The organism is Flavobacterium sp. TS_SC_5, from assembly GCF_056156265.1.
The window spans coordinates 3,170,361-3,186,084 of the sequence record NZ_CM149588.1 but is presented as its reverse complement, the minus strand read 5'-3'; the positions used below and the strand labels follow the sequence as shown (position 1 = coordinate 3,186,084).

5 protein-coding genes are annotated in these 15,724 nt (G+C 36.2%); all 5 read left to right on the top strand.

Annotation, left to right across the window (positions count from 1 at the left end):
- Positions 1–34 precede the first annotated feature (34 nt).
- Positions 35–1,210 carry a SprB repeat-containing protein gene (locus AC0J6S_RS13700; protein ID WP_474954319.1) on the top strand — a complete coding sequence of 392 codons (1,176 nt, stop codon included), beginning with the start codon at positions 35–37 and terminating at the stop codon, positions 1,208–1,210.
- Entirely contained in the window at positions 1,207–7,632 is a 6,426-nt protein-coding gene (locus AC0J6S_RS13695) for a T9SS type A sorting domain-containing protein (RefSeq protein WP_474954318.1), read from the top strand. The genes AC0J6S_RS13700 and AC0J6S_RS13695 overlap by 4 nt, the downstream gene beginning before the upstream one ends.
- 158 nt (positions 7,633–7,790) lie before the next feature.
- Positions 7,791–10,253: a TonB-dependent receptor gene (locus AC0J6S_RS13690; protein WP_474954317.1), complete on the top strand. Its 2,463-nt coding sequence runs from the start codon at positions 7,791–7,793 to the stop codon at positions 10,251–10,253.
- A 33-nt stretch (positions 10,254–10,286) separates the two neighbouring features.
- Positions 10,287–14,693, top strand: a complete 4,407-nt coding sequence (locus AC0J6S_RS13685; protein ID WP_474954316.1) for a fibronectin type III domain-containing protein — start codon at positions 10,287–10,289, stop codon at positions 14,691–14,693.
- 49 nt (positions 14,694–14,742) lie between these two features.
- Positions 14,743–15,432 carry a hypothetical protein gene (locus AC0J6S_RS13680; RefSeq protein WP_474954315.1) on the top strand — a complete coding sequence of 230 codons (690 nt, stop codon included), beginning with the start codon at positions 14,743–14,745 and terminating at the stop codon, positions 15,430–15,432.
- The last annotated feature ends 292 nt before the right edge of the window (positions 15,433–15,724 follow it).

Below are 15,724 nucleotides of genomic sequence, written 5' to 3'. Positions count from 1 at the left end.
AACAGCTAGTTCCTCTGCTCAGGTATTATATATTATGAAAACCAACTATGGTGGTTGTTCTCAATATAGAGAAGGACAACACATGTATGAAGACGATTTTGAATATACAATTACTGGAGTTAATGGAAATGATGATTGGGTATGCCCTATAATTGAAGTAAATGGTTATTTAATATTTGATAAAAAACCATATTCATACACATTTTACTCATATCAAGCAGAAACGTATCACTGTAGTGGCCCCTGTGGCACATATCATAGTGTTGGCCTTATTGCAGATTTAACATCTGATTGTCAAAAAAGTGTTGGGACAAACTATGGTTATAGTGGTCCTGAAACCCCATATTTTGAATTAATTAGTAACCAAGTACTAACTTCACCAGGAGTAAACAATGCATTAACGGATAAAATCAAATTAAAAGCAACAGGTTGTACTGGAACACAAATGTTTCATTGGGAGTACAAACTTAATGGAGGTCAATTTCAAAAAATGAATATTAGTACTTCTTTTAATGAAGAATTTGAATTTATAACTGCAAATTTTATCCCATTAGATTACTCTGGTTTTGTAGACTTTAGAGTAGTCATTGATTCGGATCCGTCTATTACCGAAGAAAACGTATATTCTAATATTATTTCTTACAATGTTACAAGAAAAGCTCCAAAAATTATCTCAACATCTTCTCCCAATTTAACTAACTGCTCCTATTCGAATGATGGTGCAGTTACCTTCACATTTGAGAGAGAATTACAATTTGAAGAGCAATATGAAATGGCTCTTATGTATGAAAATGGTGCAGCAGTCCCAAATGGGAATAAAATAATTCCTAAAGATTCGATGACTACTCCAGCAACCTATACTTGGACAAATTTACCTGCTGAAAAGTATATACTTACGTATCAAACCAAAAAAACTATAGGGAACTCCGAGCTCGTGAGTGATCCAGAACAAAAAAGCTTTACAATATCATCTCCACAACTTTTTTCTTTTTCTGCAACGGAAACTCAACCAAAATGCTATGGCGAAAAAGGTACCATAACCATAATTGCTACTGGAGGCACACCACCTTACTATTATTATTTAAATGATGACCCACAAATTGAGTTTACCTCTCCAATAACCATTGACGTAAATGCTGGAAATAATTCCATAAAAGTAGAAGACAATAAAAACTGTATTGACAATACTAAAAATGATACAAAATCATGAAAAAATTTATAACATTCCTTATTTTATGTACCACAACAATAGTATTTTCTCAGAGTACCGGTATTAAATTAGTAAAAATAACAAATCCTGCTCCTATTGAGGTCGATGGAACATATACAACAACAAATGCTACGCGTTTTGATTTAGCAGATGGAAAATTATATATCGCTTTCAAGGGGAGAACAGAACCCTATACGTATTTTTGGTCAAAAAATGGTAATTCATTTACCCCTACAAAAGATCCAGAAAATCCAAATACTTGGATTAATCTGGCTGCTGGCAACTATACCGTTATAGCTTCAAAAGATGGCTGCAGCAGTTTACCAATTAATTTCACAATATACCAACCAGCCGAATTATTAATCAGTCTTGATCAGCCTAATAAAATTGGTTGTTTTGATGGTACAACAACGCTAGCCATAAGTAACAACACCGCTTCAGGAGGTTATCCGTACGTTGGCTCTAAAAATTATACCTACACATGGTACAAATGCGATAATATTACTGGAGCAGGTTCTCAAAAATTGCCTTATGATGCAAGAACCACTCCTGTAGCAGCAGGATTTTATTATGTTGTAGTTGATGATACAAAGAATACAAAAACCTCAAATATAGTTCCAGTAACTCCAAATGAACAAATAGTCGCTTCAGTAAGCAAAATAGAGCCTCCATGTAAAGGAGACAATGGAAGTGTTACAATAGCTATTACAGGAGGAACAGGTAGTTATAATGTAACTTGGACTGGAGATGACATTAACACTGCAATAATTACCAATAATGGTGAAAATTTATCAGGCAAAGCTGGTACTTACAATTATACCATAACAGATGCAAGTGTTTTAGGATGCTCTATAACTGGATCAATCAATTTTCAAGACCCAGAACTTTTAACAATAACCTTTATAAGCCAAACACAACCATCATCATCAACCGCCACTGACGGTGCAATAACAGTCATGGCAACTGGGGGAACTTTGCCATATACTTATGTCTGGACAAAGAATGGGGTGCCCTATTCTCCTAGTACAGATATTACCACAGGCGTAACGACGGGACTTACAAATGGAAATTATCAGATTGTCGTAAGCGATGGAAATACTTGTTCACAAACAAGTCCTTTAATTGTATTAGATGCATTGGCTGTCACGCTTTTGAATAAAGTAAATATCAATTGTAAGGGAGAAGCCACTGGTAGCGTAACAGTTAAAGGTAGCGGAGGCTCCGGATCAGGATATGCCTATCAGTGGTACAAAATGAACGGTGCAACAGAAACTATTTTGACGGGTGAAACAAATTCATCTTTAAACAATCAAAATTCGGGAATATATCGCGTCAAAGTTAAAGATAATACAAATCCATACATTTCTGCAGATTACGAATTATCGGAACCATCGCAAGCACTTGCGGTACCTTTTACGGCCACAAATGTAAGCTGCTATGGAGGTACTGATGGTACCGCTACAGTAACTCCTTCGGGCGGAACCGCGGATAATGGGAATTATACTTATCAATGGTTTAAGAACAGTATTTTATTGCCTGCAGTCACTACAGCTAGTTCAAACGCGCTTTCTGCAGCTGACTACAAAGTGATAATTAAAGATAAGTTACTCTGTTCTAAAGAAGTGATTTTCACTATTACTGCCCCATCTGCCATAATTGTTCCGGATGCAACAATAACTAAAGTGGCTATTTTTGGCAAAAGCACAGGAGCAATAACACTTGATCCGATAATTGGCGGGAACGGAGGATATACCTACAAATGGAGCTATGATCTTGATTCTTCGTTTAGTGAATCAACACTAGATATTTCGGGACTAAAGGCGGGTTCCTACACTCTTGAAGTGCGCGATGCCAAGGCTGGCGTTACTGATAATGCAGGATGTATCGCAACAAGAACTTATGTAGTAACTCAAAATCCGGAATTACTGGTGGCTTTACAGGAAACTCAATCTATTAAATGTAACGGAGATTTTAATGGTGAAATAAAAGCCAATGTCTCTGGTGGTGTTTCAGCTTACTCTTATCAATGGTTTAAGGATAATATTGCGATTGCAGAAACGACAAATACTATAGGAAATTTAGGATTGGGACAATATAAAGTAATTGTTACAGATTCTGAGGGAGCTGAAAGAACTTCGGCACTATTAGATTTAATACAACCAGACAAATTAACAGTATCCTTAGTAAATAAAGTGGATGTTTTATGCCATGGAAATGAAATTGGAGCCATAGATATCAATGTCGGGGGAGGAACAATACCCTATACGTTTGAATGGAAAAAAGACGGCGAAGTAAATGTATATTCTACCATTGAAGATATAGAGGGATTAAAATCAGGAGTATATTCGGTTTTAATTACAGATAAAAATAATTGCGAGATAAGATTGTCAAATATTGCTATCACACAACCTGATGCAGCGTTACTAGTAACAGATGTTGAAGTGAAGAACCTAAGTGGCTTTAATACTAAAAACGGTAGTATCGAGGTAGCCATATCTGGAGGAACTCCAACTTATACTTACGCATGGAGAATTAAAGGAATTTCCGCAATTATTGGGAATAGTACTATATTAGATGAATTAGCTAGCGGTACTTATGAACTTACGGTAACTGATAGTTATAATTGTGGCAAAACCAAAGAATACACTTTGACGCAGCCCGATAAATTAGAAATTACAAATACAACCCAAACGCAATTTATCAAATGTAGTGGAGATAAAACGGCCAGTATAACAGCTGTTGTAATGGGTGGTGTACTGCCTTATACTTATAAATGGTATAATGTGCTGACTCCGGCAGTGGTCGAGTCAACAACTGCTATTGCCACTAACTTAGGTGCGGGCAGTTATAAACTTGAAATTTCAGATATAAATAATAATACGACTTTTGTAATCACTGATATTAGCCAGCCGGAACCATTGTCAGTTACTTACACTCAAACTAATGTTTCCTGTCAGAATGGAACCGATGGAACAATAGATCTTAGCATTACAGGAGGGACTGGCGCTTACAGTATTGTATGGAGTTTCAACAATACCATAAACAAAGATAAAATAGCGATTAAAGATCTTGGATTTGGAGAATATACTGCTATAATTACCGATGTTAACCAATGTTCCACTTCTCGAACCATTACTATTACGGAACCGCAAAATGCTTTGGACTTTGCCTCAGAAAATAAGGTAAATGTTTCTGGATTTGGACTCAATAATGGTGAAATTACAGTAGCCGTTAATGGAGGAACTCCAAATTACAATTACAAATGGTATGCAAATGGTCAAGAAATAGTAGGGCAAAACAATGCCATCCTTGATAAGTTGTACGCGGGTTCTTATAAACTGATTGTGACTGACAGTAAAGGCTGTACAATTGACAAAACGTTCATTATTAGCGAACCACTTGAACTAAAAGTGACTGTAAGTATCACCAAGGATATAGATTGTTTTGGCGGTTTAGGCACTATAAAAGCCACTGCTAAAGTGGGTACAGGTGTACCAAATGCCCAAGGATTCTTTACCTATCAATGGTATGATAAAAACAATACTCTACTCAGTACAATCACCGCGGCCGATGCGAGTTCCGGTACAATTCCAACTGGTGAATATTATGTTGTAGTGACCGATGCCAACAACAACCAAACTACTTCGAATCCGATTGATTTGAAGCAGCCTAGCGCAATTATGGTGGCAGTAGCCTTAAAACAAAACGTGAGTTGTTTTAATGGAGAAGATGGAGTACTACATATTAATGTTGGCGGAGGAACTCCAGATTTATCTTCAGGAGCTGAGCCGTATACCTATTTATGGAGTAATGGGAGCACCATAAAAGATCAAAGTGGTTTGAAAGCTGGAACTTATGCAGTGCAAGTTTTTGATGGTAATACTTGTTTGGGAACTTTAAACAATATGATAATAACCGAACCTGAAGATTTTGGTTTTGATCTCAATAAAATAGTTCCTACGTTACCCACAGCAATAAATGCCACAGACGGTGCTTTGCATATTGAAATAATTGGAGGAATTGCTCCCTATACTTACGTTTGTAAAGATAGCAACGGAGCGGTTGTAGAAACTAAAACAGCTTCACAATCAAAACAAGTTGACTTTGTATCACTTACAACAGACAATTATTATATATCCGTTACCGATGCAACAGGATGTACAAAATCAACAGCATTTGATTTTAACAATAATGTTTTGACTGTAAGTCTGACGCAAGCTACACCGATAACTTGTAATAATGGCACTAACGCTAATTTGGATGCAGCTATATCAGGTGGTTTCGGTGTCAAAACAATTAGCTGGTATAAAAATAATATTGAAATGGCGAATGAAACAAATGTTCAACTTACAAATGTGGGAGCAGGAACCTACTATGCCATCGTAAAAGATTTTAATAAAGTAGAAGTAACAAGTACACCTATTATCGTTACACAACCAGATGCTATTGTTGTTACGGCTTCCCAAAAAGAGGTAAGCTGTTTAAGCGGAAATGATGGAGCCATTTATCTTACTGCTTCCGGAGGAAGTGGTGTCTATCAATACCGTTATAAATCCCAGGGGTCTGTATATGGGAATTGGATTTTATTTTCGGATGCAACGGCAACATTATCTAATTTAAAAGCCCTTTCTTATGATGTACAAGTTCAGGATAGTAAAGGCTGTACTTATACTGCTAACTTAAACCGTAGCATTTTAGAACCTACACAATTGAGTATAAATAAAACTACAATTACCGCAACAACTGGTTTTGGTCTTTCCAATGGTAGTATAGCTATAACTACTCAAGGGGGCAATGGCGGTTATACCTACAAATGGTTTGACGAGACGAATGCTGAATTAAATCAAATCACAGCAACAATAACGAATTTATTGGCGGGTCAATATTATGTGATTATTACTGATGCAAAGGGATGTCAAATCACTTCTGAACTATTTGAAGTGACACAACCAGATAAATTAATCACAAGTATCAATAAAGGAAATTCGGTATTATGCAATGGAGACACAAACGCAAGTCTTAAAGCAAATGCAATAGGAGGTATTTCGGGCTATACCTACCAGTGGTTTGCCGTAAATAATGCAACACAATTAGGAACCGGTGCTACTCTTACTGGTATAGGAGCGGGGACTTATTTTGTAATAGCAACCGATTCTAAAAACAATGTAGCTCAAAGTGATCCTTTTAATGTAAGCGAACCAGCTATTTTAAATAATACACTTACCTCAGATTATACCCTTTGTGGTGATGCCAACGATTGGACGATTGCTACAACACCATCTGGAGGAACTGCACCCTATACGTATTTATGGAACACGGGAGCTAAAACAGCAAGTTTACAAAATGTACCTCCTGCAAAATATACGGTTTTACTAACTGATTTTAACGGTTGTAGTATATCTAAAGAGATTCTAATCACTGCTCCGATTCATTTGGCTGCAGTTGAAGTACTAAAAATACCAACATGTTATGCTGGCGCTGATGCGACAATTACAGTAACGGCTTCTGGAGGTAAAGCACCCTATATTTATTTATGGAACACAGGCGAAAAATCAAATGTACTAAGTAATGCTTCAGCTGGTGAATATACCTTAAAAGTAACTGATAGTAAAGGTTGTATCATTAATCATACTTATACTATCGCAAATCCTCCAAAGGATGTCATAAATATAGGGGAGGATATGACATTATGCATCGGTCAAAGTGTAACTATAAATGCCACCATAAATGACAACAAGGCAACTTATTTATGGAAATCAGACAAAGGATTTACGAGTGATAAACCAATCATTACTATTTCTGAGGCCGCAACTTATGAGTTAGTTGTAACAAATAAATTAGGTTGTCAAGCTTCTGATGCGATAAAAATATCCTATCAAGATATCGCTATTGATGCTGTATTTGCTATTTCGTCACAGGTTTTTGTTAATGAAAAATTTGTAATTGTTGATATTAGTAATCCAAAAGCCGACAGTATCGAATGGATATTACCTGCCGCAGCAACCGTTGTTTCTAAAAACAAAGATTTTGCCGAACTGAGTTTCGAAAAAGTGGGGGAATATGAAATCACATTGGTTACCAAAAAAGGAGATTGTAGTGCTTCCCAAACCAAAAAGGTATTAGTTGTAGAAGGAGAATACAAAGATCCAGATAGTACTGATTTGCAGAAAAAATTTGACATGAAAATTTATCCAAATCCATCCAATGGTATTTTTAGCGTGGATGTAACTTTAGATAAAATGATGCCTGCTCACGTTAAGGTTTATAATCTAATCAATAATGCGATTGTTGACTCTAAGTTCGAAAACGGTAAAGAGGTTTATACGTTTAACTTTAATTTAAATGGGCTAACCGCCGGTGTCTACTTTATCCTTTTCGAATCTCAACAGGGAAATATCTTAAGGAAGATAATTATACAATAAATCCTCCCCCCACCCCCTCCGAAGGAGGGGGAGCCGGAGCCAGATAGATAAAACGATATAATTGAAAATTTTAGCTTAAAAGATAAAAAACAAATAGATTTATTCTGTTTTACTCCCTATTATTTGGTGAGTTGTAAGAGGATAATAGATTAAATAAGATGATTTTAAAAAAAATATTTTTTCTTGCAATACTCATTTTTGTAAGTGCATTAGGTTTTTCACAAAATTTTAATGTAGAACAGGTGGCCAAGGCCAAATTAGTAAATGTAAGCGGGGGGGCAACGGCCAATACTGTTTTTTATTCTGGTGATGCATCACGGGACCCTTTTACTTATTTCTTGAACGGAAATATCAATATAAATGTGGCAGGACTCTATAATTTACCTTTTTCATTTTCTTATACCAGTCAAAAATTTGGTTATAACAAACCTGTTTTAATGAACCGATTGAGCATTCACCCTTCTTATAAATGGATTACTGCCCACATAGGAGATGCCAGTATGAGCTTTTCACCCTACACCTTGAGCGGACACCAATTTACTGGTTTTGGAATCGATCTTACACCGCAAGGGAAATTTAAAATTAGTGCCATGTATGGTCGTCTTATAAGAAGTAGTGAATTCGATACAAACAATGCCGACTTAGTACCTACTTATAAAAGATTTGGTTATGGTTTTAAAACTTCATACGCATTAGACAAAGTCAATTTGGGATTTACTTTTTTTAAAGCAAAAGACCAGGTGCAATCATTATCAATTCCCATTCCGTTTGAATTAGGGGTTAGCCCAAAGGAAAACGCAGCAATAAGTTTTGAAACTACGTTTAAACTCTTTGACAGATTACAAGTGGTTACAGAATTTGCAAACAGCAGTATTACCGAGGATTCCAGGATAATTGCTAATGGAAAACCCAAAGGATTTGCATCCTATTTTTTAAGTACCAATGCAACCACGACCAGTTATAATGCCTTTAAGGGGCAGCTTGTTTATCCAGCCGGAAATGGAACCTTAGGACTGGGTTATGAACGAATAGATCCTAATTACAGAACATTAGGAGGCTATTTTTTTAATAATGATTTAGAAAACATTACTTTAAATGCATCGCAATCATTATACAAAAATAAAGTTTCGTTAGCTTTAAATTTAGGAATACAAAAAGACAATTTAGACAAACAGAAAGCGAGCCAAATGAAAAGATTGGTATCCTCTGTAACGATGGATTATAAAGCGAGCCAAAAATTAAACATCAATTTAAATTACTCCAATTTTCAGTCTTTCACCAACAGTAGAAATCAATTTGATTACATCAACCAGACTTCTGATTTTGATTATCTAGATACTTTAAACTTTAGGCAAGTGAATCAGAATGCAGGAGTGGCAATAAATTATTTACTAAAAAACGACAAGAAAATAAAAAAGGCACTAAATGTTAATTTCTCCTTACAAGATGCAGTAAATCAACAGCAGGGGAAAACAATACCAGGAGGAGCAACTATTTTCTACAATTCGGCAGTTGCTTATAGTGTGGGATATCCGGAAAAAGCATTAAACTTTACGGGCTCTTTGAACAATACCTATAGTAAACTGGAAGGGGGAAATAATTTAATTATTGGACCAACTCTAGGCGTAAATAAACTTTTTTATGATAAAAAATTAAACACGTCTTTTTCCAGCAGCTACAATACTAGCTTTACCAATGGTGATAAGAAAAATGATGTTTTTAATTTTCGTCTCAGTAGTTCCTATCTCTATTTAGAAAAGCATAATTTCAGTTTGGGGGTTATTTCACTTCTAAGCAAATCAGTAGGCATACAAAATAATGATCTCACAGCCACTTTTTCTTATTCTTATTCTTTTGATAAAATAAAAATGAGAGCAAAAAAAGAGGTCAAACCAGATGAAAAATTGACCTTAGACACGACCTTAAAAATAAATTTTAAAGGCCGGATAGTAGAAGGAACTAAAGAGGAGATTAGAGCACAATTACAAGATTTACAGGGTCAGTTGCAAGCCATGCCTATAGCAGAAATCGTTATTTTAGAAGACTTGTTAGCACAGGTTGGTTTAGCGCAAAACGATAAAGAATTTAAAGATAAAGTGCTGGATTATCTAGAAAAAGAAGATGCCAATTCAGAAATAATAAAAACATACAATCAATACTTGGTTGAAGTCATAAAAAAGCTGGAACAGGAGATGATTGCTAAAGACGAAAGTCTAGAAAACACTTATGTAAACGCTAGAGCAAAAGTAAATAAGCATAAATTACACGGGTCGAATGCCAGTGATGTTGCTGATAAAATTAGTTACAATTCCTATTTGAAATTGGTGGAAAGAAGCAGTAAAAACGAGGCTGTTCTTCGCAATCAGCGATGGATGCACCATGAGTTTGCCTTACTTTCAGATGCGGATAGTAAAGAGAGGCAACAGAACGGCTATTTAGCCAATTTTAGCAAGCAAGAATTAGAGGAAACTTTCAATTTGATAGCAGCTAAGAAGGAGGAAATGGAGATCAAAAATAAACTGGAGCAAAAAATCATTCTGTTTTATCACGAATTGGCAGGAACCAATTCAGGAAATGATGACGTTGAATTGAAATATATTTATAAAAACACAAAACAATAAAATAAAAAAATAGTTGCCTTTAAATTACCCAAAATGATAAAAAAACTACACCTATTACTGGCTCTTGGCTTTTGGCTTGTAACCTTTACCGGATTTGCACAAACGTACCCCGTTACCATAAGTACGCAACTGACGCAGCCCTCGCCAATATACTTGAGTAATTATGCGGATGCTACTACCATAAACAGCCCCATAAAAATACAGCTTGTTCTTAATGATTTAACCATTTCGAACCGACAAATAAGGTTAAAATGCTATTTTCAAGGCAATGGAATTTCTTTGGTAACCAATGATTTTGTGGTAGGTGCAAGACCTTTATACCTAGAAGGAGGATTCCCTTTGCAATTAACCAATCTCGAGTTGGCTCCCTATTTTGAATTTCAGAATATGTTAGGAATCAATCCCAATCAATATGCTCAGGCTTTGCCGGAGGGCATTTATACGTTTGCGGTAGAAGTGTATGACTTTGCCACGGGCAAAAAGTTGTCTCGTAAAACAAGTGTGACCACCATTATTTTCCAGAACGACCCCCCGTTTTTGAACCTGCCTTTGAACGATGCTTCAATCATGCAGCAAAACATTCAGAATATTGTATTTAGTTGGACACCACGCCAAATCAATGTGAGTAATGTAGAATATGAATTCTCTTTAGTGGAAATATGGGATAAATACACCCCGGTACAAAACGCTTTTGCTTATTCGCCAGCACTTTATACCACCACTACCCGCAGCACCACTTTGCAATACAGTATTACGGAACCCCAATTGATTCCCGGAAAACGCTACGCCTGGCGCGTAAAGGCAAAAGCCATTTTTGGTGCCGAGGAAATTGGTGTTTTTAAGAATAACGGTTATAGCGAAATCTATGCTTTTACTTATGAGGTGTTTTGCACGGCACCAGTTGGTATAACTACAGACGGTGTCAGTCAAGATAAAGCAAAAATCACTTGGAGTGGCGACGTAGCTAATTATGATTACCAGGTAAAATACCGCGAAAAAAATGCGGATTCTAAGTGGTACGACCTGGTTACCCCAAGAGAAAATATAACGATTAGTAACCTAAAACCAAACGCAACCTACGAATATACCGTAGGGGCATCCTGTGATTTAGGTAAATATGTTCACAGTAGCATTTATGAATTTACAACCTTGGCCAATGACGAAATCGCTTTTGCGGGATGCGGAATAAAGCCCGACCCAAAAGACTTAGCGAACAAAACTCCATTGCCGGATCTTTTTCCTAATGATGTAGTTACCGCGGGTGATTTTCCTATCGTAGTATTGCACAGTACGGGAAGCAATGGTACGTTCTCTGGTGATGGGTATGTAACGCTACGGTTTCTAGAAAAATTTAAAGAATTGATTGACGCTGCTGACGCCTTGGGTGGCGGTAAAATAAATATAGGTAAATTCTCCCGTATCAGGATTACATTCAACAATATTGGGGTAAACACCGATTTTAAGTTGATTTCAGGGGAGATTGTAGCGAGTTATGACCCGGATTGGGGTGGTATGGTAGATGGGGATAAACTCGTTAATGATATAATGGGCGATACGGGAACTGTTATTCCTATTGATGTACAGTTTGAAATTAAAAGTGTTGTAAAAAACCCTGATGGTACTCTAACAATAACAGGTACAAATGGTGCTGTTAATATCCAACCAAAAACAGCAAATGATGTAATAATCACCGACAGAAATGGTAACCAATATGCTGTTTCTCCCAATGCGCCAGCAGGAGAAATCAAATCTACTGGAAAAGCAGCTCCCGGGGGTGTACCTACTCCCCAAAACACAAACGGAATGGGATCTGGCGGCAATATCAAAGAAATTTCCTCTCCAGATGTTACTATAACCTTTGCAGCAGGTGCAGGTTTCTATAGCTTGGATGAAAACCCAAACCAAGATCCTAAACTTAAGGACAACACCAAACTTAATAACACCTACGATATCATTCCTAAAAAGGATGGCACTAGCTATTATGTACATTACAAAGTCATATCGGATGCGCCAAAAGCAGAAGACTATGTAACTGCAAAAGCGACATTCAGCAACGGAAAAACAACTGCCGATATCGTATTTAAAACCGAAAACGGTACCGAAATCAAACCTGTCTGGTCAGGAAATGTAGCAACGCTTCCATTAAAAAGAACTTTAGATTTTGCCAAAGAATCGATACTGGCAACGGTAAGACCTCCTGTTCAAAAAGACAGCGTAAAGGTAACCGCCAAATACGACATTGCAGGTACATTCAATATGTGGCACATGACTACCAAAAAAGTAAATGTTACTTTGGTAGGACTTAATGGTGGCGAAACACCAACACAAAGCCAAGCTCAAGAATACCTTAATAGCATATACGGTAAATCAGGAATTCAATTTGAGGTTAGTACTATAAAAGCTGATATAGAAGACAGTTGGGGCACTAGCATAGAAACTGGAGACAGTGATTTGCTCAATACTTATACCAATGGACAGCAAACCATTACTAACGATTTCCAAACCCAATTAGGAACTAATTATAAAAACGACACTTATTATGTGTTTTTTACTAAAGTTCATGCAAGTAAACCAGATGTATCGGGCTTTATGCCACTCAAACGACAGTTTGGTTTTGTGTTTTCCCAGTCTGAGGATAAAAAACTTCGTACCTTAGCACACGAGCTTGGGCATGGCGTTTTTGGGTTGCAACACCCATTTACGAATTACAAAACCACTGTTATTACCGATTTATTAATGGACTATGGAACAGGAACTGCATTAAACCACAACGATTGGGAGATTATGCACGCTCCAGGGTTGCAGTTGTATCAGTTTACTCAGGGGAGTAGTGCGGGGGAGCAAATTGCATCTGGTTACAATTATTTAATGCCAAACCATCAACCTTTTAGATTTCAAACAAATGACGGAAAATTGGAAAGCGATTGCATCATTATTACAAGTGCTAATAACGGTAATTTCCCAAATGGAACACTCTATGCTTTTAACATTAACGGTAAAGACTACCAGTTTATTAAAGATGGATTTTATACCAAAGGGATAGCTATTCCGTATACGAATGCCTTTAACAATACGAATGCCAAAGAAAATTTTAGATTAGTCATACAACAAGTGGGTAATTCATGTAATTACGCTTTAGCTTTACGAAAGACAATAAATTTTGACAATCCTAATTTGATTATTCAACCAACTGATGTCTTTAATAAAGCTAAAGACTGTAATAAAATACCACTTTCGAATGAGAAAGAAAGCAATACAAATCCGAACGAAATCTTGAATGTTCTGGCTAAAATAAAAAAGGCAGTAGATTTGGATGTGAATATATTGAGCAGTGATTTGCCAAAAATTGCCAACGCTATGGCAGAAACAAATGTAACCCTCGAAGGAATGAAATACGATTTTATTCAGTTAGAAATTCAGAATACGAATCTGGAGGTTCATCCAAAGGGGAAAATTACAAGAATACAAAGCAAGAATATGTATGGCGCTTTGTTTGGTTTGGATATCGATGGTAAAATTCAAATTTATGTAGATAAGGAACAAGTTGAATTTATGTACAATTATTTGATGAATCTAAAAAGTGACAATTTTATTTTATTCGTAAACGGATACGATCCTGCCAAAATAGCGGATGATACTAATGAAGTTTTTGAATATGACAAACTAGATTATTGGGGTACTATAGACGATAAGTTTGCAACGGCCATAAACAGTAAAAGCCATCTTATTTATGCTGATGGAGATAAGGATATCGACACCAGTAATCACGAAACTACGTGTAATTTTGTTAAGAGTTTAGCCAGTGTAGAGAAAAAACTTGCTGTAGTACTCAATACACTAGGTGCTTTAGGAGGTAATTTCACCACCGCAGTTGCCCTAGAATGCACCACAGCTGTGTCTAAACCCTATCTTAACATTGCCCCTAATTTAGGTGGTTTTGAAAAAAGAAAAGAAGCTGGAAAAATGGCTGCAAAAAACTTCATCGATAAATTAAAAAACGGCACCATAAACTGCTCTAAAACCATAAAAGAAGGAAAAATGTCCGTAAATGGCGTGGTCGATATTGTAGCACACAGTATGGGCTTTGCCTACAGCTTAGGTATGATTGAAGTTTTACAAAAAGAAGGTATCGAGATAGGGAACTATTACGTACTCGCTCCCGAAAATCCTTGCTCGGGTACTTTACCCAGTAACATTCGCAATAGAACTTGGCAATATGGGAGCGATGAAAGAACTACCAATGAAAACCCAATAGAAATACAAGATGGTGTGGCGCCTCAGTGTGCTATTAAGGAAATTGATCCTTTAAAAAGAATCTATATCCCGATAAAAGAGCGAAAACCCGAACAATTAGGCTTTACCCAAAGCCACTCCGTAGTGAATTATGAATGGATATTTAATAGACAAAATCAAGAGGGACATGTTATACCGAGAAACTAAGATCTTTTTATTAGTATTATCTCTTTTATTAGTTTCTTGTAAAAGGGAATTGACAAAAGAGCAACAGGCTGAAAAAGCAAAAAAAGAAGCAGAAGAAACGAGTAAGAAAAGAATGCTTTACTTTTCTTACTCGAAGAAATTAATAGGTGAAAAGGAATATTATAAAATTTATAAAGAAGCAAATGATACGATTGAAAATTGGGTAGTTAATAATCTAAAATGCTACATATTTAAACCATATCAGTTAGATTCTTTACTATGTTTTAATTCAAAAAAAGATAAATTCTTTGGTGCTCTTTTAATTCCATGCTACGAAAAAAAATGTGTTCAAGATGATATTAAATTTTTTTATGGAGCTAAAATAAAAGCAAAATGGTATTTTTCACGTGGCCCAACTATTGTACTCCCTCGTGAATACTATCAAGACGACATTCACAAACCGCTGAGTTTCGAAAAAATGAAACAAATAGCCATAGACGAAATCTTTAGCGGGTATTTAATTGAAATACCATCGGATGATACTTTCAAGAAAGGAACTTATAAAATTAATGATTCTGAATTTATCAGAATGGAAGCTCGTAATGGTAATGATGGTACTTTTGGTTCTTGTAGTAATTGCAAAACATTTGAGGAGTATGTAATTTATTTAGTAAACCTTAATTGGAAACAACCAAATGCTAAAGGGAATATAGAATATAATAATCTTACTGCCGAAGAAAAGGCACGGGCTGGGTTATAAAAATGACTTAGTCAAAACAACTAAGCTTTATTCATGGCAGCAAAAAATTTCATATCTAAATTAAATAACGGCAGCATAAACTGCTCAAAAACCATAAAAGACGGAAAAACGACCGTAAATGGCGTGGTCTATATTGTTGCACACAGTATTAACCCTATCACGAGATGGAGAAAAGGTATTTTTCGGGATATCGGCTGAAGTATCCAAACCTAATAGGATGTCAGCAGATGCAGTGGAAATTTGGCATGCAAAAGACAAAATGATATTTCCCGACCGAAAGTTATCTGCTACA

What these genes read in the sequence shown, in the direction of transcription:
- AC0J6S_RS13700 (WP_474954319.1), top strand. Translation starts at nt 35, where the DNA reads ATGAAAACCAACTATGGTGGTTGTTCTCAATATAGAGAAGGACAACAC.
- AC0J6S_RS13685 (WP_474954316.1), top strand. Translation starts at nt 10,287, where the DNA reads ATGATAAAAAAACTACACCTATTACTGGCTCTTGGCTTTTGGCTTGTA.
- AC0J6S_RS13690 (WP_474954317.1), top strand. Translation starts at nt 7,791, where the DNA reads ATGATTTTAAAAAAAATATTTTTTCTTGCAATACTCATTTTTGTAAGT.
- AC0J6S_RS13695 (WP_474954318.1), top strand. Translation starts at nt 1,207, where the DNA reads ATGAAAAAATTTATAACATTCCTTATTTTATGTACCACAACAATAGTA.